18 protein-coding genes and 1 pseudogene are annotated in these 20126 nt (G+C 62.4%); 4 read left to right on the top strand and 15 right to left on the bottom strand.

The annotated features are described in order from the left end of the window. Positions 1 to 37 precede the first annotated feature (37 nt). A complete protein-coding gene (locus HDG39_RS08725; protein WP_184005064.1) occupies positions 38 to 427 on the top strand; it encodes a YunG family protein in 390 nt (129 codons plus the stop codon). 62 nt (positions 428 to 489) lie between these two features. Here the strand turns inward: HDG39_RS08725 and HDG39_RS08720 are convergent, their stop codons facing one another. From HDG39_RS08720 to ehuA, 6 genes are all read right to left on the bottom strand, one after another. Next, a complete protein-coding gene (locus HDG39_RS08720) occupies positions 490 to 1839 on the bottom strand; it encodes an MFS transporter (RefSeq protein WP_184005062.1) in 1350 nt (449 codons plus the stop codon). Positions 1840 to 2048: 209 nt separating this feature from the next. Continuing rightward, entirely contained in the window at positions 2049 to 2822 is a 774-nt protein-coding gene (eutA, locus tag HDG39_RS08715) for an ectoine utilization protein EutA (protein ID WP_184005060.1), read from the bottom strand. A 3-nt stretch (positions 2823 to 2825) separates the two neighbouring features. Beyond that, positions 2826 to 3485, bottom strand: coding sequence for an ectoine/hydroxyectoine ABC transporter permease subunit EhuD (gene ehuD / locus HDG39_RS08710; RefSeq protein WP_184005058.1), 660 nt, complete (start codon positions 3483 to 3485; stop codon positions 2826 to 2828). Positions 3486 to 3489: 4 nt separating this feature from the next. Beyond that, positions 3490 to 4149 carry an ectoine/hydroxyectoine ABC transporter permease subunit EhuC gene (gene ehuC, locus HDG39_RS08705; RefSeq protein WP_184005056.1) on the bottom strand — a complete coding sequence of 220 codons (660 nt, stop codon included), beginning with the start codon at positions 4147 to 4149 and terminating at the stop codon, positions 3490 to 3492. 74 nt (positions 4150 to 4223) lie between these two features. Next, on the bottom strand, positions 4224 to 5066 hold the full coding sequence (gene ehuB, locus HDG39_RS08700) for an ectoine/hydroxyectoine ABC transporter substrate-binding protein EhuB (protein ID WP_184005054.1): 843 nt from the start codon (positions 5064 to 5066) through the stop codon (positions 4224 to 4226). Between the two features lie 83 nt (positions 5067 to 5149). Continuing rightward, positions 5150 to 6055, bottom strand: a complete 906-nt coding sequence (ehuA, locus tag HDG39_RS08695) for an ectoine/hydroxyectoine ABC transporter ATP-binding protein EhuA (protein ID WP_311665660.1) — start codon at positions 6053 to 6055, stop codon at positions 5150 to 5152. A gap of 288 nt (positions 6056 to 6343) precedes the next feature. Between ehuA and doeA the strand changes: the two genes are divergently transcribed. From doeA to HDG39_RS08680, 3 genes and pseudogenes are all read left to right on the top strand, one after another. Further along, a complete protein-coding gene (gene doeA / locus HDG39_RS08690) occupies positions 6344 to 7564 on the top strand; it encodes an ectoine hydrolase DoeA (protein WP_184005052.1) in 1221 nt (406 codons plus the stop codon). A 64-nt stretch (positions 7565 to 7628) separates the two neighbouring features. Beyond that, entirely contained in the window at positions 7629 to 8720 is a 1092-nt protein-coding gene (locus tag HDG39_RS08685) for an alcohol dehydrogenase family protein (RefSeq protein ID WP_184005050.1), read from the top strand. Between the two features lie 257 nt (positions 8721 to 8977). Further along, positions 8978 to 9142: pseudogene (locus HDG39_RS08680) on the top strand (type VI secretion system tube protein Hcp); the annotation flags it as partial. Between the two features lie 399 nt (positions 9143 to 9541). Here the strand turns inward: HDG39_RS08680 and HDG39_RS08675 are convergent. The 9 genes from HDG39_RS08675 to HDG39_RS08635 form a co-directional block, all read right to left on the bottom strand. Next, positions 9542 to 10939, bottom strand: a complete 1398-nt coding sequence (locus HDG39_RS08675) for an aspartate aminotransferase family protein (protein ID WP_184005048.1) — start codon at positions 10937 to 10939, stop codon at positions 9542 to 9544. Between the two features lie 44 nt (positions 10940 to 10983). Beyond that, positions 10984 to 12507, bottom strand: a complete 1524-nt coding sequence (locus HDG39_RS08670; protein WP_184005046.1) for an NAD-dependent succinate-semialdehyde dehydrogenase — start codon at positions 12505 to 12507, stop codon at positions 10984 to 10986. Between the two features lie 166 nt (positions 12508 to 12673). Beyond that, positions 12674 to 13165, bottom strand: a complete 492-nt coding sequence (locus HDG39_RS08665) for an Lrp/AsnC family transcriptional regulator (protein ID WP_018423799.1) — start codon at positions 13163 to 13165, stop codon at positions 12674 to 12676. 7 nt (positions 13166 to 13172) lie between these two features. Continuing rightward, positions 13173 to 14210 carry a N(2)-acetyl-L-2,4-diaminobutanoate deacetylase DoeB gene (gene doeB, locus HDG39_RS08660; protein ID WP_184005044.1) on the bottom strand — a complete coding sequence of 346 codons (1038 nt, stop codon included), beginning with the start codon at positions 14208 to 14210 and terminating at the stop codon, positions 13173 to 13175. A 53-nt stretch (positions 14211 to 14263) separates the two neighbouring features. After that, the gene (locus tag HDG39_RS08655) at positions 14264 to 15268 is read right to left on the bottom strand and encodes a cyclodeaminase (RefSeq protein ID WP_184005042.1); all 1005 of its coding nucleotides are present in this window, start codon (positions 15266 to 15268) and stop codon (positions 14264 to 14266) included. Then, on the bottom strand, positions 15265 to 16296 hold the full coding sequence (gene eutB / locus HDG39_RS08650; protein ID WP_184005040.1) for a hydroxyectoine utilization dehydratase EutB: 1032 nt from the start codon (positions 16294 to 16296) through the stop codon (positions 15265 to 15267). The genes HDG39_RS08655 and eutB overlap by 4 nt, the downstream gene beginning before the upstream one ends. Positions 16297 to 16478: 182 nt before the next feature. Beyond that, positions 16479 to 17876, bottom strand: a complete 1398-nt coding sequence (gene ehuR / locus HDG39_RS08645; protein ID WP_184005038.1) for a MocR-like ectoine utilization transcription factor EhuR — start codon at positions 17874 to 17876, stop codon at positions 16479 to 16481. Positions 17877 to 18070: 194 nt separating this feature from the next. Further along, positions 18071 to 18472 carry a hypothetical protein gene (locus HDG39_RS08640; RefSeq protein ID WP_260327605.1) on the bottom strand — a complete coding sequence of 134 codons (402 nt, stop codon included), beginning with the start codon at positions 18470 to 18472 and terminating at the stop codon, positions 18071 to 18073. 41 nt (positions 18473 to 18513) lie between these two features. Continuing rightward, positions 18514 to 20082, bottom strand: coding sequence for a galactose oxidase early set domain-containing protein (locus HDG39_RS08635; protein WP_184005037.1), 1569 nt, complete (start codon positions 20080 to 20082; stop codon positions 18514 to 18516). Positions 20083 to 20126: the final 44 nt, after the last annotated feature.

The following is a 20126-nucleotide window of genomic DNA, read 5'->3' as shown; positions in this document are numbered from 1 at the left end:
ACGACCTTTTCCGCTCATCGAACGAAGGATCGCAGCCATGACACAGGAAGCACAGACGCCTGCCATATCGAAGACTTTTGCGACGCCCATCGATCTATACCGCGTCCTCGCACGCGTTTGGGCCGGCGATACGTCGAGCCCCACGCACGTGTGGTCGTCGACGAATCCCGCGCAGAATCATTGCAGCGTTACGTCTCTGATCATGCAGGACTATTTCGGTGGCGAGATTCTGACGACGCGTACCTCGGGGGGCACGCACTTCTACAACCTGATCGACGGCAGCAGATGGGATCTGACGGTCAGCCAGTTTGCCGAGCCGATTCCATTCGACGATACACGTTCGAGTCGCGAGGCGGCGTTCGCTGATACGTCGCGGGAGAAATACGAACTGCTGAAGTCGAGGCTCGCGCAAAGCCAGCTGAAATAAACGCTCAATCAAACGCGCGTGGCCGAACTGCATCGATACGCGGTTGGCCACGCCATGTCACTTCAACCGAGCACTTCCTGCTTCCCCGGAATGCCTTGCCCGCGCAACGAACACCCGCGCGTTTCAGGCACGTAGATCAACGCAATCGCCCCCACGACGCACGCGGCCATCATGTAATAAGCGGGCACCAGCGCATTGCCCGTATGCGCGACCAGCCATTCGTTCGCCATCGGAGCCGTGCCGCCGAAAATCGACGTCGACAGGTTATACGCAATCGCCATCCCCGCGTAACGGACCTGGGTCGGAAACATCGCGGGGAACATCGCCGAAATGCTGGCCAGCTGCGGCACGTACAACAGCCCGAGCACCGCAAAGCCGATGAACGCGCCCGCCACGCCGAGCTTCATCAGCAGGAACATCGGAATCGCCGCGACGAACAGGCCAATCAGCGAAAACCACCAGACGTTCTTGCGTCCCACGCGATCCGAGAACGTGCCCGCGAACGGCAGAAACACCATCATCGCGAGCATGCCGATCAGCGGCACGAGCAGGGACATGTTGTCGCTCATGCCGAGCTGCTTCTGCATGAACGTCGGCATATAGGCGAGCAGCACGTAGTTGACGACATTCAAAGCAACCACGAGTCCACCGAGTTGGATCAGCGGTTTCCAATAGTCGCGCAGCAATGCCTTCAGCGTGACGCAGCTATGCTGCTCCTTGTGCATCGTTTGTTCGAGCTCGCGAAAGACCGGCGTGTCTTCGAGCCTGGAGCGCAGATAGAAACCGATCATGCCGAGCGGCGCCGCAATCAGAAACGGCAGACGCCATCCCCACGCATGCATTGCCGTGTTGCCGAGCACGACTGAGCAACCGAGCATCAGAAACGCCCCGAGCGAGAAACCCGACAGCGTCGCGAATTCGAGGAAGCTGCCACAAAAGCCGCGCTTCTTGTCCGGCGCATATTCGGCCATGAAAGTCGCCGCGCCGCCATATTCGCCGCCCGTCGAAAAACCCTGGATCATCCGCAGAACGATGAGGATCGCCGGCGCCCACCAGCCGATGCTCGCGTAAGTCGGCACGAGTCCGACCAGCAGCGTTGCGACCGACATCAGGATGATCGTCAACGCGAGTACGTGCTTGCGGCCGAGGCGATCGCCGAGCGGCCCCCAGAACAGGCCGCCAAGCGGACGCACGAGAAACGAAATGGCGAACGTCGCGAGCGCGAACAACGTGGCCTGCGCGGTGCTGCCGGGAAACAACGCGGCCGAAATATAGCTCAGGCCGTAGGCGTAAATGCCGTAGTCGAACCACTCGGTCGCGTTTCCGAGTGCCGACGCTGCGATCGCGCGTCGTAGCAAGCTGCGCGCCTGCGGTTGCGCGCTCTGCGCGGTCCATGAATGTACGTAGTGCATGTCTTCTCCTGGGATGTTTCCATGCGACACAGGCAACGTCGCCCGAATCCACGATACCGGCGACCCGCGCCTGCAACGATGTTCTAGGACGATGCAGGCATCGGGGTTTTCCATAAAGCCTGCAACGGATGCGGTAATCCGTACGCGTGCGCCGGCGACGCGTCGCGCGCGTTCGGGAAAAACAACATGATCGGCGTCGCGCAGTGCTCTCAGCGCATCAGCAACGGCAGCGTCATCAAACGACCCTGCTGTGGCCTCGCCTCGTTCTCGCCGCAAAGGCGCAAACACATCCACGCGGTCGCGAGGTTGCTGCTCACTACCGGCTTGCCGATGGCGGCTTCGATTCGCGCGATGATCGGCGCGGCTCTCACCGCGGTGCACGAAATAAACAGCGCATCGGAGTCGGGCGCTGTCGCATCGCGCGCGAAGGCGACGATATCGTCGTGCGAAATCCGTGCCATCTCCCGGTCGTCGGTCAGACCCAGGCATGAGAAGCGGTCGATCGCAAAGCCTTGCGCGGCAAAGTACTCGAACATCGGCCGACTGGTTTCGGCGGTGTACGGCGTCAACACGCTGATACGCCGCGCGTCCAGCGTGCTCAGCGCAGTGACCGCGGCAGCGGTCGGGGTGACGACTTTGGCCGATGGCTTCGCCGCATGAATGGCGCGCTCGATCTGCGCATCGCCGATCATCACGGATGCCGACGTGCACGAATACATCACGACGTCGAGCGTTTCGTCGGGCAGGATCAGCGCCGCGCCCGCGCTCAGCGATGGCTGCATCGCGCGCAGATTGTCGGGCGTCACCGGGTTCGCATACGGCACGCGATTCACATAGATGCCGATACGCTCGTTTGCGACGAGTGCCGCGAAGTCCGGCTCGGTCGTGTGATCGGTTGCGAGGATCACGAGGCCGATACGTTTGTCGAAAGCGCGTTCGATCAGATGCGGCGCGCGCTCGAACTGTCGAATAGTTATTTGCATCGTTCAATGCCCCGGAGCCGGAAAACGCTTTTCAAGGAGTCGCACACCGGCCACCGCGATCAGGCTGATGATCAGGAACAGCACGCCGACGAGCGTCATCGGCTCCAGATAGCGGTAATCCGTATTCGCGATGATCTTGGCCTGATTCATCAATTCGAGGACCGTGATCGCCGACAGTAACGGCGTCTCCTTGAACATGGAGATCAGATAATTGGCGAGCGCGGGCACCATCGGCGGCACCGCTTCGGGCAGGATCACGTGCTGCCACGTTTGCGCGGGACTCAGGTTGCAGGCCTTAGCTGCTTCCCATTGCCCGCGCGGAATGTTTTCGATGCCGGCACGATAAACCTCGGCCGCATATGTCGCGTAATGCACTCCGATTGCGAGCACACCGGCCGCGAGCGCCGGCATCCGTATGCCGATGTCGGGCAGCACATAGAACACAAAGTACAGCTGCACGAGCAGCGGCGTGCCGCGAATAAAACTCGCGATCGCCGACGTGGCGCGCGACACCGCGCGATTCGGCGCCAGCCGCAAAATGGCAATCGCCATGCCGACCACGGCCGCCACCACCGCGCCGAGGAAAGTGGCGAGCACGGTGATCTCCAATCCTTGCAGCAGGGTCGGCAGAATCTCGCGCACGAAGCTCCAGTCCCATTCCATTCGTCTATCTCCTGATGCGGTCGAGACCGAAACTCATCCGGCTTTCCAGCTTGCGCATGCCGAACGAGATCAGACAGGCCATGGCGAAGTACAGCGCGAGAATCGTCGCGAACGGGATCAACGTATTGCCGGTTTGCGAGCGCACCACCTGCGCCTGGAACGTCATGTCGCCGAGCGAGATCAGCGACACGACGGCCGTGCCCTTCAGCAGCTCGATCGCGTTGTTGCCGAACGTGGGCAGCATCAGCGGCAAAGCCTGTGGCAAGATCACGTGCCGCATGCGCTGATAGCGGGAAAGATTCAACGCGATGCAGGCGCTGCGCTGCTCGTGGCCGATCGCGGCGACCGCGCCGCGCACCACTTCAGCGCCGTACGCGCCGACGTTCAAACCGAGCGCGAGGACGCCGGCCTGCAGCGGTGTCAATGTCAGGCCGGCCATCGGCAACACGAAATACGCCCAGAACAACTGCACGAATATCGAGGTGCCGCGAAAAAACTCGATATACGACGTGGCCAATGCGCGCACCACGAAGAACCGCGACAGGCGCCCGAGCCCCGCGACGAACGCCATCACGAGCGCGAGTACCGCGCCGATCAGCGTCAGTTCGACGGTTGTCTGCGCTCCCTGCAGAATCAGCTGCAAATAGCCGGACCAGTGGTTCATCGACGCACCTCGCGCACAATGTGTCATGGGCCATGCGCGCTATCGCGTTGCGCGTATGACGTCTTATCGCGGACTCAGTTCTTCGCCGCGCACAGTTTCTCGCGGCTCGTCGACATTGCCGCCTTCGCCGAGAAGCCATAGGGCTCGACGATCTTCGCGAACTCGCCGGACTCCTTCATCTTCTTCAGCTCGACGTCGAATGCATCGCGCAGCGCGGTGTCCTGCTTGCGGAACGCGACGCCGTCGCATTGAACCGGCGTGTTCTGCACCGGCGCGATCGATTCGAGGTTCGGGTCTTTCGCCTTTGATAGCAGATCGGTGATCGACAGCAGCGGCAACGCAAATACGTCGATGCGGCCGTCCTGCAGCATCTTCAGACCGCTTTGCCCGTCCGGCACGATGATCACGCGATCGGTCGGAACATTCGCGGCGGTCGCGAGCTTCTGCTCGGTCGTGCCGCCTTCCACACCGATCACCGCTTTCGGATCTTTCGCGATTTCCTCGTAGGTCTTGATGCTCTTCGTGTTGCCTTTCTTGACCGCGAACGCTTCGACCGCGCACAGCACCGGCTGCGAATAAGCGACGGCCGCGCAACGCTGCGGGGTCATGAACAGCCCCGCAGCAATCGCGTCATGCCGTCCGGCCGCCAGGCCCGGAATCATCGCGCCGTACTCGGAGACCGACGCGACGACGTCGTTGACGCCGAGCTTCTTGAACACCGCACGCGCGACGTCCGGCGCCGCGCCCGTCACCTTGCCGTCGGCGCCGACCGCGGTGAACGGCGGCTCGTTCGCAATCGCGATGCGCGCGAAACCTTGCTGACGCAGTTGCGTAAGCTTGTCGTCGGCGGCATAAGCGAGGCTCGCGAGCGTCATCAGCGACAGCCCTCCCGCAATCAGAATCCCCTTTAGCTTCATGATTTTTGGCTCCTAAGGCGTAGTGGTATGGCGTAGTAGTGAGTGATGTGCAGCGTGGAAAAAACAATATGTTCCGACTCAGCTCAGATTCGATGCCCCGCGGCGAGAATCTTGCGCAGGAAGCTCTGGGTCCGCTCGTGCGTCGGATGCGTGAAGATGTCTTCGGGCTTACCTTCCTCGACGATCCTGCCGCGGTCGAAGAACAGCACGCGGTCGGCGAAGTCGTGCGCGAAGCCCATTTCGTGCGTGACGAGCAGCATCGTCATATCGGTCTCACGCGCGAGCCGCTGCATCACGTTCAGGACTTCCTCGACGAGTTCAGGGTCGAGCGCGGACGTCACTTCGTCGAACAGCATGATCCGCGGTGCGAGCGCGAGCGCCCGCGCGATCGCCACGCGCTGCTTCTGACCGCCCGACAACTGCGCGGGACGGCTCTTCGCCTTATCGGCCATGCCGACCATGTCGAGCAGTTCGAGCGCGCGCCGCTCCGCCGACTCACGGCTCTCGCCCTTCGTCAGCATTGGCGCGAGCGTCACGTTGTCGAGCACGCTCTTGTGCGGAAACAGATTGAAGTGCTGAAACACCATGCCAATCTTCTCGCGCATCTTCTGCAGATGCCGTTCGTTCGCGGGCACCATCTGGCCGCCGCGCGGCATATGGAACAACTGTTCGCCATCCACTTCGATATGGCCGCCGTCGATCGTCTCCAGCGTCATCAGGATGCGCAGGATCGTGGTTTTGCCTGATCCCGACGGACCGATCAGCGCGAGCTTCTCGCCGGGCATCACGTCGAGCGACAGTTCGTCGAGCACGGTCAGCGCGCCATATCGTTTCGTGATCCGGTCGAGCCGGATCAATGGCTTGCACGCCGGGCTTTCGTCTCGGCGCGCCGGTGTGCTTGCGGAGGCGACCGCGCGCTCCTCGGAGGAAAGACTTGCCGGGGCGATGCCTGAAGCGCTCAACAGATCGGTAACTCGCGCAGTGTTCATATCGATTCGTTCCCGTTCGCCGTACGTGTAGTGCGAACCAGAATACGCAGCCATATTTGCGATCCAGATTGCTCTAGAACAATTCTTTTCTACGTGCGGGCAAGGGCGGCGCAGCGTGCACTGCAACAAACACGCAGCGTCCGTCGATAACGTCACGAACATTGAACTAGCACATTCGGAGGCGTTTTTCCGCGGCATTAGACTGCGGCGAGAAATACCCGTGGCGCCGCATTCTCGTGCACCGCGCGCCACTTCCCGCAACGACGTCATGCTCAGAGAGAGGGGAAGATGTCAAATACGACGCTACACGAATCGCGAATTGAGGCGCCCGTCGTGCGCCTGCCGTTCGAACGCGACGAATACGCCGCGCGTCTCGCGAAAACGCGCAAGGCCATGCAGGCGGCCGGCATCGAACTATTGATCGTGTCGGACCCGACCAATATGGCCTGGCTCACCGGCTACGACGGCTGGTCGTTTTACGTGCATCAGTGCGTGTTGCTCGCGCTGGATGGCGAGCCGGTCTGGTTCGGTCGCGGTCAGGACGCGAACGGTGCCAAGCGCACCGTCTTCATGCAGCACGATCAGATCGTCGGCTATCCGGATCACTACGTGCAATCCACCGCGCGTCATCCGATGGACTACCTCGCGCGCGACGTGATCGCGGCGCGCGGCTGGGCCAACGCGAAGATCGGCGTCGAAATGGACAACTACTATTTCAGCGCCGCCGCTTATCGCTCGCTCGTCGCGCATTTGCCCGATGCGAAGTGGCAGGACGCAACCGGCCTCGTCAACTGGCAACGCGCGGTCAAATCGCCGCGCGAGATCGAGTACATGCGCGTGGCCGCGCGCATCGTCGAGAAGATGCACGCGCATATCGTCGAGCGAATCGAGCCGGGCATGCGCAAGAATGACCTCGTCGCGGAGATCTACTCGGCAGGCATTACCGGCATCGACGGTTATGGCGGCGACTATCCGGCGATCGTGCCGCTGCTGCCGACCGGCGCCGACGCGGCCGCGCCGCATTTGACCTGGGACGACACGCCGTTCGCGAAGGACGCCGGCACGTTCTTCGAAATCGCCGGCTGTTTCAAGCGTTATCACTGCCCGCAGTCGCGCACCGTCTACCTCGGCAAGCCGCCGAAGCATTTCATCGAAGGCGAACGCGCGGTGGTCGAAGGGATCGAGGCCGGGCTCGCCGCGGCGAAACCCGGCAATACCTGCGAGGACATCGCCAATGCGTTTTTCGCGGTGCTGCATAAATACGGCATCGAGAAGAACAGCCGCTGCGGCTATCCGATCGGCGCGAGCTATCCGCCGGACTGGGGCGAGCGCACGATGAGCCTGCGCCCTGGCGACAAGACGGTCCTCGAACCCGGCATGACGTTTCACTTCATGCCGGGCCTGTGGCTCGACGACTGGGGCCTCGAAATCACCGAGAGCATTCTGATTACGCGGACCGGCGTCGAGACCTTTTGCAGGACGCCACGCAAGCTGTTCGTCAAACCGTGATTGCGCGGGCGTCGTGCCCGCGTGAACTCGCGAAGCACGACGCCCGTTTCAACGAAAGGGAAACATGCTTCCGAAAACGATGAAGGCCGTCGTGCTGACCGCGCACGGTGGCCTCGACAAACTGGTCTATCGCGACGACGTGCCGGTGCCCTCGTGCGCGGCTGGCGAGGTACTGATCGACGTCACCGCATGCGGTCTCAACAATACCGACGTGTGGGTCCGCCAGGGCGCCTATGGCACCGACGACGATCCGCAAGCGGTGTCGACGTGGCGACGCGGCCGCTCGACGCTGACGTTTCCGCGCATTCAGGGCGCGGATATCGTCGGACGCGTGGTCGCGGTGGGTCGCGGCGTAAGCGACGCGCGTATCGGCGAGCGCGTGATCGTCGACGCGTCGATCTACAACCGCGACGACGACAGCCTCGCCGACATCGACTACATCGGCCACGGCCGCGACGGCGGCTACGCCGAATACACGGCCGTGCCCGCGGAAAACGCGCATCGGGTCGACTGCACCTATTCCGACGCCGAACTCGCCACGTTCTGGTGCGCTTATCACACCGGCGAGCAGATGATCGAACGCGCGGCCGTCAAGCACGGCGAAACGGTGCTGATTACCGGCGCGTCCGGCGGTGTCGGCTCGGCCATCATCCAGCTATGCCGCGCGCGCGGCGCGATTCCGTATGCGGTGGTCAGCAAGGGCAAGGAAGAGGCCGTGCTAGCGCTCGGTGCGCAAGGGGTGATGCTGCGCGATAGCGGCGATTTCGTCGGGAACGTCGAACGGATGACCGAGGGGCGGGCCGTCGATGTAGTCGCCGATCTTGTCGGCGGGGCGCTGTTCGGCAAGCTGTTGAACGTGTTGCGGCCTGAGGGACGATATACGACCGCGGGCGCGATCGCCGGGCCGGTCGTGCAGCTCGATCTGCGCACGATGTATCTGAAGCAGTTGCAGTTGAATGGATCGTCGCAGGGCACGCGCGGTGCGTTCAAACGCGTGCTCGACTACATTCAGAATGGGACGATCCGGCCGGTTCTGGCGGCGACTTATCCGTTGTCGAAGTTTCATGATGCGCAGACGCGGTTTATGGAGAAGCGCTTTGTGGGGAATATCGTTGTGATTCCGGATCGGCATTATGGCGACTCGGTCGCACGCTAACGCTCGATGCAATAAAGCCGCCGGCCGCTGCAATCAATCCTGGACGGCGAACCAGGCACACTGCAAGCCCGCCCTTCAAGGCGGGCTTTTTTTCGCGCATAGCAATCGTTAATTGTTGTCAATTTACATTCTTCTTTGCCTTGAATCACTGTCCGGTCCTCCATCATTGGGGGCAGCGTAGCGAAGGCGCCGCTCAGACAAGGTGCGCCTTTCCCGAAAATTAAAGCTGCTTTCAATCAAAGGAGGATTTACTCAGCATGGGCATTCCCGCACATATGTGGCTAAAGGATGACGGCGGTGCAGATATCAAGGGTTCGTCAACCGTTCAGGATCGGGAAGGAAGTATTGAACTCATCAGTTTCGGTCACGGCGTTAACCTGCCGGTTGATAACGCCAACGGGAGAATTACCGGCGCACGCATACGTGGCGATCATGAAGCTATGGCGGCACTATCGACGAACAAGGCGCACAGTGAGAGATAACGAATGACAGTCATCGAGGTCATCACGTATGGCAACTCTTGTCCGTAGAATATTCAAGGTCGCGCTGTTCATCGGGGGTTTTTATATCAGCTCGTTATATCCCACTATCCAATGAGTGGACAGAAGGCGAAGCGCATGCATGGTGGCGTGTTTCGGATTGGCTCGGTATTCTCGATCCCGAGGACTTGTATTTCGTGGTGTGGATGACTATTGAATTGATCGTGGCAGCGCTTGCCTACGTGACGATCGTGAAGCTATGGCGGTACTACCGCACGAAGCAAATAAAAACCCCGACCGCATGACATGACAGCAGCCGGGGTTCTCTTTCACCTCACTTGATCAAAGCGAAGCGGCCGGCGTAAACACCTGCGACGCCACCTCATCCACCGCCTCGCGCGTCAGCTTCACGATCTCATCCGCATCGCCGCGCGACGTCACCAGCGGCGGCGCAAAGCCGAGAATGTCGCCGTGCGGCATCGCCCGCGCGATCAGTCCGCGCTGCATCGCGGCAGCCGACACACGCGGCCCGACCTTCAGCGCCGCATCGAACGGCGTGCGGACATCCTTGTCGGCCATGAACTCCAGCGCGGCCAGCATGCCCACGCCGCGCACTTCGCCGACGAGCGGATGCGAGTCGAACGCCGCATGCAATTGCTCCAGCAGATAAGCGCCGGTTTGCGCCGCATTCTGCATCAGGTTCTCGCGTTCGAGAATCTCGAGGTTGGCGAGCGCCGCCGCCGCGCAGATCGGATGGCCCGAATAGGTCCAGCCATGCCCCAACGCCCCCGATTCCTGCGATGCCTTATCGATCACGTCCCATACGCCTTCGCTGACGATCACGCCGGACAGCGGTGCGTAAGCACTCGTCAAACCCTTCGCGACAGTGATCAGATCGGGTTGAATGCCGTAGTGCTGCGCACCCATCTTCGAGCCGAGCCGGCCGAAACCGCACACCACTTCGTCGCAGATCAACAGGATGTCGTGCTTCTTCAGCACCTGCTGGATCGCGGGCCAGTAACCGGCCGGCGGCGGTACGATGCCGCCCGTGCCCATCACCGGTTCGCCGATGAAGGCCGCGATCGTATCGGCGCCTTCGCGCGCGATCAGTTTTTCGAGTTCGTCGACGCAGTACGCGACGAACTGCGTTTCATTCATACCGGCCGGCGCGCGACGATACCAGTGCGGACACACGGTATGCTTGACGCGCTCGATCGGCAGATCGAAGAACTGGTGGAAGCTCGGCAATCCCGTGAGACTGCCGGTGACGATGCCCGAGCCGTGATAGCCGCGCTCGCGCGAGATGATCTTCTTCTTGTTCGGGCGGCCCTTCACATTGTTGTAGTACCAGACGAGCTTGATCTGCGTTTCGTTCGCGTCCGAACCGGACATGCCGTAGTACACCTTCTTCATGCCCTGCGGCGACCAGTCGATGATGCGCGACGACAGCTCGATGATCGTATCGGTGGAGTGGCCGACATACGTGTGGTAATACGCGAGCTTCTTCGCCTGCTCGTAAATCGCCTCGGCCACTTCGGTGCGGCCGTAGCCGATGTTCACGCAGTAAAGACCGGCAAACGCATCGATAAAAGACTTGCCTTGATGGTCTTCGATACGGATGCCTTTCGCGCCGGTCACGATCCGGCCCGGCAGCGCGCCGCTCGCGTGATCGTGCGCGTGCGTCGACGGATGCATGAAGTGCGCGCGATCGGCGCTCAGCAGTTGATCGAATTGAGTCATGGGTCGCTCCTTCGTGTGATGTCTGGATGAATGAATCGGTAGGTTCAGGCCGTTGCGTCCGTCGCCATCGCAGGTGCAGCGGCACGAGCGGGGGCGCTGTCGCTGACCGGCAAGCCAAGCTGGCCAAGGCAGAAATAACGTGTCTCGACGAACGGCTCGAAGCCTTCGACGCCGCCTTCACGTCCAAGCCCCGACGACTTGATGCCGCCGAACGGAATCGGCGCGCCGGTGAACTTCGCGCCGTTGATGGACACCATCGCGAAGTCGAGTCGGCGGATCAGTTGAAACACGGTGTTCAGATCTTTCGCGCACACGTAGGCGGCGAGTCCATACTCGGTGTCGTTCGCGCGTTCGACCACTTCGTCAAGCGAATCGAACGGCGTGACCGCCGAGATCGGCGCGAAATTTTCTTCGTCGTAAATGCGCATGCCGGGCGCCGCATCGGCGACCACGGTCGGCTCGAAGAACCAGCCGCCGCGCTCGTGCGCCGCGCCGCCTACCGTGACGCGCGCACCCTTCTCACGCGCGTCGGCGACGCGCTGCACGGTCGTGTCGAACGCGGCCTGGTGCATCAGCGGGCCGACGTCCACGTTCGGGTCGAATGCGCCGCCCACTTTCAACGCCTTCACGGCATCGCTATATCGCGCGACGAACGCTTCATACAACGAACGCGCGACGAAGATCCGGTTTGCCGCGCAGCAGTCCTGGCCCGAGGTCTGGAACTTCGCCGCGACCGCGACGCGCACGGCCTGTTCGAGGTCCACATCTTCGGTCACGATGAAAGGCGCGTTGCCGCCCAGTTCGAGCGCGGTCTTCTTGATGCCTGCCCGTGCGGCCGTTTGCATCACCAGCGCGCCGACACGCGTCGAGCCGGTGAAGCTGACCGAGCGCACGCGGCTATCTGAAACCAGCGTTTCCATCGCCATTTGCGGCTCGCCGAGCACGACGTTGAACACGCCGGCCGGAAAGCCCGCTTCTTCGGCGAGTTGCGCGAGCGCGAGCGCGGAGAACGGCGTCTCGTGCGCGGGCTTCGCGACCACCGTGCAACCGGCGGCGAGCGCGGCGGCGGCCTTGCGGGTGAGCATTGCGCACGGGAAATTCCACGGCGTGATCAGCGCGGCCACGCCGACCGGCTCGATGATCGTGCCCAGATGAGCGCCATCGATATGCGTCGGAATCGTGCGCCCATTCAGGCGCCGCACCTCATGCGCGAACCATTCGACGAAGCTCGCGCCATACGCAATTTCGCCGCGTGCTTCAGCAAGCGGCTTGCCCTGTTCGAGCGACAGAATCGCGGCGAGATCCTGCTGATGACGCAGAATCAGTTCATGCCAGCGCAACAGCAGCGCCGAACGTTTGGCGACCGGCACCCCGCGCCACGTGTCGAACGCGCGCTGCGCGGCATCGACCGCGGCGGTGATCTGCGCCGCGTCGAGCATCGGCACATGGCCGAGCACTTCCTGATTCGCGGGGTTCTGCACCGCGACGCTCGCGGCGCTCGCGCTATGAACCCAACGTCCATCCACATAGCACAGCGATTTGAATAGGACCGGATGACCCAGCAACATGACGACCTCCTGTGTGCGATGTCTGCTATCACTGTAGGTCCGGCGGCACTGCGGTTTTTTTTGTTGTCGCTTGTCGAGGGCTACGTTTTTTCTGCAATTCGCCGCATGGTTATCGTTTTTTCGGGTGCGGCTTTTCGCCGTACTTCGACCGCATGTAGCGCGCCACTCAGCCGTTCTCGCCAATCGATTGTTCCGCCCATTCTGGCAAGCCTTCGGCCCCGCTTTTCACCACCTTCGTGACGATATACGTGAAGTACTTTTCGATGCCCAATTCGTCGGTCAGCAACGTATCGATGAAGCGCTGATAGTGGTCGATATCGCGCGACAGCACGTGCATCACATAGTCGACACCGCCACCCGTCGCGAGGCATTGCGCGACTTCGGGCGCGGCCGCGATGCGCTCCTCGAAGCGCCGCATGTCCGGTGCGGTATGGCGCGCGAGCGTGACCTCGACCACCACGCGGCTGCCTTTGAACGCGCGCACCCAATCGATATCCGCGCGATACCCGCGAATCACGCCCTCTTCTTCGAGGCGCTTCACGCGCTCCCATGCCGGCGAAATCGACAGATTGATTTCTTCGGCGAGGCGCGACTTCGTGATGCGTCCATCGCGCGCGAGAATGCGCAAAATCGCGAGATCGTAGCGGTCGAATTTCATCGCGCGTTCAGACCGTTACCGGTATGCCCCGTTCGAGCACGTCGGCCACCACCGCAACCGTGTCGCCGATCCGCACGAGCCCCGGAAAATGCCGCGCGGCCAGCATGCCGCCGCGTCGCGCGCGATATTCGATCGGCGCGGCGCCGGTGCGCTTCGCGTCGTAGATCCGCGCGATCACCTCGCCGCCGTCGACCATGTCGCCGAGGTCCTTGCACAGTTCGAGCAGGCCATCGTGCTCGCTCGTCGTGTAGCAGGTGCCGTCGGGCATATCGAGCAGCGTCGTCGTGCGCGGCGCGCTCGCGCTCGAGCGACCCATTGCTTCGTCTTGCCTGATGATTCCCGCATATTGCAGAAAGCCGCGCACACCGCGCTCCGTAATCGCGACGCTGTGCACGGTTGCCGTGCCACCACCGCCAAGCTCGGTCGACACGAACACTTTGCCCGCTTCCTCGACGGCCGTGTCGTAGAGGCCGACGCTATCGAGTTCTAGCATCCGCATCGAGTACGGCGCGCCGAATGCGCGCATCGCTGCCTCGCAGCGCGCCTGCTGGGTCGCGTCGGGCAGCACGTGAATCGCGGCGAACGGCACGAAGTCGAGCGTGCGGCCACCCGCATGCAGATCGAGCACATAGTCGGCGAGCGGCAGCAGATAGCGCTGAAAATAATCGGCGATCTTCTCGGTCACGGTGCCGTCCGGCTTGCCCGGAAAGCTGCGATTCAGATTGCCGTGATCGATCGGCGACGTGCGCGTGCCCGCGCGAAACGCCGGAAAGTTCATGAACGGCACGATGATCACGCGCCCGCGTACGTCACTCGCCTTCAACGTGGCGGCGAGCTTCGACAGCGCAATCGGCCCCTCGTATTCGTCACCGTGATTGCCGCCCGTTAGCAGCGCGGTCGGTCCCTCGCCGTTGCGGATCACGGTGATGGGGATCATCTCCGCGCCCCATGCCGAGACGTCGTGCGAATGAGGCAGCTTCAGGAAACCATGCTGTTCGCCGTCGGCATTGAAATCGACCGTCGGTTGAATCGGGGATGCCCGCATCTGTACTACTCCTTCGTGAGCCGCTTGCGCGGCGTATTGCCGTTCATCGCGCGTCATTTAAGCGGCGCGTCGTTGCCAAATGTCGTTCCCGCCTTCGCGGCACGCGCGCGCTGCAACGCGAGCGCAGCGATAGCGGTGTCCTGCGCGCCGGTTCCGGTCAGATCGCAGATCGTCACGTCGGCGTCGCTCGTGCGGCCCGCGGCCTGTTTCGCGATCACCTGGCCCAATTCGACGATCGCCGCATCGTCACGCATCGTGCCCGCGGCGAGCGCGTGATGCAGTTCGCCGAGCACGCGCGTTTGCTGCGCGCGGTCGCATACGTAGCGCGCCGCCGCCAGCGCGGCCGGCGCGATTTCGTTCTTGTGCTCGGCGTCCGAACCCATCGCGGTGATGTGCAGGCCCGGATGCAGATCGGCGGCTTCGATCAACGGCGTGCGGCTCGGCGTGGTGGTAATCGCGACGTCCGCTTCGGCGAGCGCGTCATGAACGCTGGCCGCGACATCGCATCGCACGCCGAGCGTGTCGTTCACTTCCGCGGAGAAACGCAGCGCGCTCGCCGCGTCGCGCGCCCAGACGCGCACGTGTTCGACGCGGCGCACCAGCATCAAGGCCCGCAGTTGCAGACGCGCCTGCTCGCCCGCGCCGATCACCGCGACCTGCGGCGCGCGCGCTTTCGCGAGCCAGCGCGCCGCGACCGCGCCGGCGGCCGCCGTGCGTATCGCGGTCAGATAGCCGTTGTCGAGCAGCACCGCTTCGGTCAGCCCGGTCTTCGCCGACAACACCAGCATCAGACCATTCAGGCTCGGCAGACCGAGCGACGGGTTGTCGAAGAAGCCTGGACTGACCTTGATCGCGAAGCTGTCGAGGCGCGGCAGCCACGCGGTCTTCACGTCGACTTCGCCGTTATGCGCGGGCAGATCGAGCCGCAGGATCGGCGGCATCGCGACCGCCTCGGTCGCGAGCGCGACAAAGGCGGCTTCGATCTGATCGATGGCCGCGAGATCGAGCGGCACGAGTTTGCGAAGCTCGGCTTCGCCAAGGAGCGTGATCAAGGTCATGATGGGGTGTGTGAGTTCGGTGACGGCGCGGCTTGCGAGGATTCGTTGCCGATGATCCGCCGATGCAGATTCATATCGATGTTCGCGCCCGTCACGACCAGCACGAGTGGCCCGCGCGCGATGCGCTCGGCGGGCAGCGCGCGATCGAGCACCGCGGCAATCCCCACCGCCGCCGCGCCTTCGACGACGAGCCGTTCCTGCCGATACGCATGCGCGATGCCGCGCGCGATCGACGCCTCGTCGAGCAGCACGGTCTCGTCGATCAGATCGCGCGTCAGCGCATATGTATAGCGGTTTTCGAGTCCGATGCCACCGCCGAGCGAATCGGCGAGCGTGTCGACTTCCTCGACCAGCACCGGCCGTCCGACCGCGAGACTCGCATGCATCGCGGCGCCGCGCGCCATCGTGGCGCCGGTCAAGCCGATCGTGGGATTGGTGCTTTTCGCCGCGAGCGCGATGCCGGCAAACAGCCCGCCGCCCGACAACGGCACGACGATGTTCGCGACATCCGGCAAGGCCTCGACGATTTCGAGCCCGATCGTCCCCTGTCCGGCGATCACGCGCGGATCGTCGAATGGCGGCACGTACGCATAGGCTTCTTCGCGCGCGAGCCGCAATGCTTCGTGCTCGGCCTCGTCCTGACTTTGGCCGGTAATGCGCACGTGCGCGCCGAGCGCCCGCACCGCGTCGACCTTGTTGGCGGGCACGAGGCGCGACAGACACACGGTCGCGTCCATACCGAGCGCGCGTGCCGCATGCGCGAGCGCGCGGCCATGATTACCGGTCGATGCGGTCACCACGCGAGTACAGCCCTGCTCGGCCAACTGCGCCAGCGCATTAGTCGCGCCGCGCAGCTTGAAGCTGCCGGTCGGCTGCACGGTTTCGAGCTTCAGATAAACCGGCGTGCCCGCGTGCGCCGACAGGCTCGGCGATTCGACGAGCGGCGTACGGCATACGCGAGCGTCGATACGGCTGCGCGCGCGGTAAATGTCGGCTAACGAAAGATCGGTTGACGATGGAACGGACATGCACCAGGCCCTGCATCAAAGAGGTCGATTCGCTATTCGATGCGGGCACGGTTATCGCAGATAAACGCAGTGACTCGCGACCGCATCGCTTTTCCATGCAGCCCAGTCTAGTGTTCTAAAAAAGGATTTTTATTGTCCTAGTTCATTTCGGTCAGCGTTACGCAATTCGCGCACCGGCGCGATCAGGTGAAATCGTGCACCTGCGGGTACTGCTCGAACACGTCGCGCATCGTTTCGAGCGCGGCTTTATAGGCGTCTTCGCTGACCTCGGCGCCGACGCAAACCCGCACCGCGTTGGGCCGGTCGGCGTCGCGCACGAGAAACGGATCGGGCGACGTGACTGCGATGTTGCGGTTGCGCAGTTCGCGCACCAGCCGATCGGTGCGCCAGTGATCGGGCACCCGCAGCCACGCCGATAGCGCCTGCGGATGCGCGCCCAGGACATATTTACCGAGCGTCTGCTGCAATTGCGACTGACGCCGCCCGAGCCGCTCGCGCTGAATTTCGACGAGCCGCGCGGCCGTGCCGTCGACAACCCAGCGCGTGGCGACCTCGGCCATCGGCGGCGTCGCCATCCAACTGCTCACGCGCAGCACGCTCTCGGCGCGCAGCGCGAGCCGGCGCGGCGTCGTCATATAACCGATGCGCAAGCCGGCCATCACCGACTTCGTAAAACTCGTGCAGTAGAACGAAAGGTCCGGAATCAGGCTCGAAATGGGCGTGGAATGTTTGGCCGGCAACGGCCCGTACACGTCGTCCTCGATCACGTATACGCCATAGCGTTCGGCGATTTTCGCAATCGCGCGACGCCGCGAATCGGGCATCAACGCGACGGTCGGATTGTTCAGCGTCGGTGTGCAGACGAGCGCCGAGATGCGCTCGCTGTCGCACATCTCCTCGAAATGCTCGGGGTGAATGCCGTACTCGTCGATCTCGAGGCCCTTCAGCGTGAAGCCGAGCACGTTGGCCGAACCTATCACGCCGTGATCCGTCAGGCTTTCGCACAGCACGGTGTCGCCCGGCCCCACCAGCGAAGCGAGCGCGAGAAAAATGCCGTGGGCGGCGCCGTTCGTGACGAGCAGCGTATCGGCCGAAGCCGGCATGCCGAGCGACGCGAGCCATGCAATACCCGCCTGGCGATGATGCTCGAAGCCCGCGATCGGCCGGAACGCGCGAATCCACGGCTGATCGTCGAGCGTCGACAGCGTCGCGCAGACCTTGCGCCACATCGCATCGTGCTCGGAGGTGTGAATGATGCGCGCGATCGAAAAGTCGACCACCGAACGCTCGGCCGTATCGAGCATGTAGCTCGACATCGTTTCGGTGACGCGCGCCGCGACGAAGCTGCCGCGCCCGACCTCGCAGCGGATCAGGCCTTGTCGCTCCAGTTCCTTGTACGCGTTGGTCACGGTTTGCACGCTGATCGCGAGTTCGGCGGCGACGTCGCGCTGCGGCGGCAGGCGCGCGCCCGGCGGCAGCGACGTGTTCTCGATGTCGCCGGCAATCGCCTTGACCAGCCTTTTGTATTTCGATTCCACGCCGTGCACCGCGCGCACGGCCTCGCGCCACTGCTCGATCACCGCTGCTCCTCCGTTTATGGTGACGCCGGCTCCGTTTGAAGTCGTGTCGTCTTGCTTGATCTCCCATAGTGAGGCAAAAACGGGGCGGAAAATTATTGTCCTAGAGCAATTGGGGCGAAAAAATGTGGGGTGGGATGCGGGAGGTTAGACTCGGCGCGCGCCTCGGCCGCGCAGCACGTCAAGCGGACGAAGCGCTATTGGGCCGTGACGAAGCTCCAGAGCGCCGCGCATTCCGTATCGCTTAAGGTGTATTGCGGCATGGCTTTTTTCAGAACGATTCCTGTCGGATCGACGCCGACATTCAAAACCCGGCAGAACGAGCTTAGGTCGTAACGACTCGGTGGGCCGCCGCGACGGCGTGTATCGCTGAGCAGGTACCGGCTCGTCAACGGAGGAGCAAAAGACGTGGCGTTGTCCGCATGGCCATGGCAATTGATACACCGCACAGCAATGTCCGGCAGCGTGCGGCTGTCATCGCGTAAGTGCGCTACCAGCGCGCGCTGCCCGCTAAAAATCTGATATCCCAGGTCTGGGGATTGATCTGAATCCGCGCCGTTTGCCGCGGCATTGACGGCCACCAAAAATATGGCCGTCATCACGGGTATCGTGAAGACGGCCCGGTTTGAGGCGCGCGTCATTAGTGGATTCGAATGATGCTTGAGACGCTCGGTACTCCGTTCGCGTCGAGAGCGAAAAGCATGTAATAGCCGGGCACGGCGACTCCGGAATCACCCGGAATATTCAACACATACTGGCCAGCGCTGCTCGCGCGAAAGTTGAGTGGAACGCGCCGCTGCTCGTTGTTGAGCGAATGGGTTACCGACGATAGGCGCATCAGCGCGAAGGCACTAACCGCCCTGTCGGTGCTCACGGAGATCGACGAGCCGAGTTTCGCATTCGTGGGAGCCGACACGATCGTGGGACGTGCCGCTGGCGAACCGTCCGCATTGAGAAGATACGGCGGCGTCAGTATTTCGACGTTAGCGTGGTTGGTCGAGCATCCCCCGCACAACCCCCCGCCACCGCTTAAGACGCGCCCGTCCGGCAAAAGCAGCGCGATACTGTGATAAGTGCGTGGGACAGCCTGGGCCGCAATTGGCGTAAACGTTTCAGTCGCGGGGCTCCAGATCTCTGGCGTCAGAACCGCATTGTCGTCAGAGAAAGGTTCGGCAAAGGTTTGACCGCCAACCACGACGACTTCACCGTCCGGTAACGCAACGCTGTTGGCAAACGCGCGCTGATAGTTCATTGGAGCTAATGTGCGCGTGTTCGCCGCTCCGCTGCTGATATCTATCAATGTCGCGTTCGACGTCGCGTAGGCATTATCGTAGTTAGGGGAACCACCGACCGCGAGGATTTTGCGGACGTCGTACATGACTGCGTTGCCGGTCATCGCGTCGTTGTCAGCCCCTCGATTTACCGGCGTTGATATGCTGCCGGTGCCCGCGGTGTCAATCCATTGCATGGCGCGACTCGGTCCAGCGTGGAAAACCAGGCCGTTGGAATCCGCGAACAACCACATATGGTTGTCCGCACGATATATTCCGACGGCATCGTTCGTTACATCAGGGTCGCCCCAGTTGGCGGTTACCGCAGTATTCTCGTGCCAGCCCGAATTGCTCCACGTTTCTCCGCTCTTGCCTCCTAGCCCGCCGTTCCATGAGCCGCCCAGTACAAACACGTCACCGTTGCTCAGCGTCACGCTACCGTGATAGGCGCGGGGGATGTTCATCTGCTTCTGGGATGTCCACTGTCCTGAGTTGGGGTTAAAAGCACTAACCTTTGCGCTGGTCGATCCACCCGTCACCAAAATTTCACCGTCCGGCAGATTTACGATTCCCGGACAGAACATGTCATGGCCGATCTTGGTGACGAACACCTGCGTGCTCGTTCCCGCCACCGGATCAAAGATCGCGGTATAGGTGCCCCCATTGTTCTGATGCCTGTTCAAATTCACTTCGCCGCCAGTAAAATCCAGCGGACTATCAGCCGACCAGACCAGCACCTTTCCATTTGGTAGATTAGCCGCCGCTACCGGCACCAGTGACAAGGAAATCGGTGCAGACCACTGCGACGGCCGCACGGTTTGCGCGGGTACATCCCCGCATGTGACAATTAACATCGATCCGAGCACTATCAGGGCCAAGGCTTTTGCGCCCGTTTCGGATGACTTGAAATTGCTTGTCGGAAATCGATCTTGTTTCATCGGGACGCCCCCTTTCCTTGGGTTACGTGATCTGAATGGTGCTC

Origin of the sequence: Paraburkholderia lebeckiae, from assembly GCF_014201005.1 — a bacterium.
GTDB lineage: Bacteria > Pseudomonadota > Gammaproteobacteria > Burkholderiales > Burkholderiaceae > Paraburkholderia > Paraburkholderia tuberum.
This window is presented reverse-complemented; position numbering and strand designations above follow the sequence as displayed.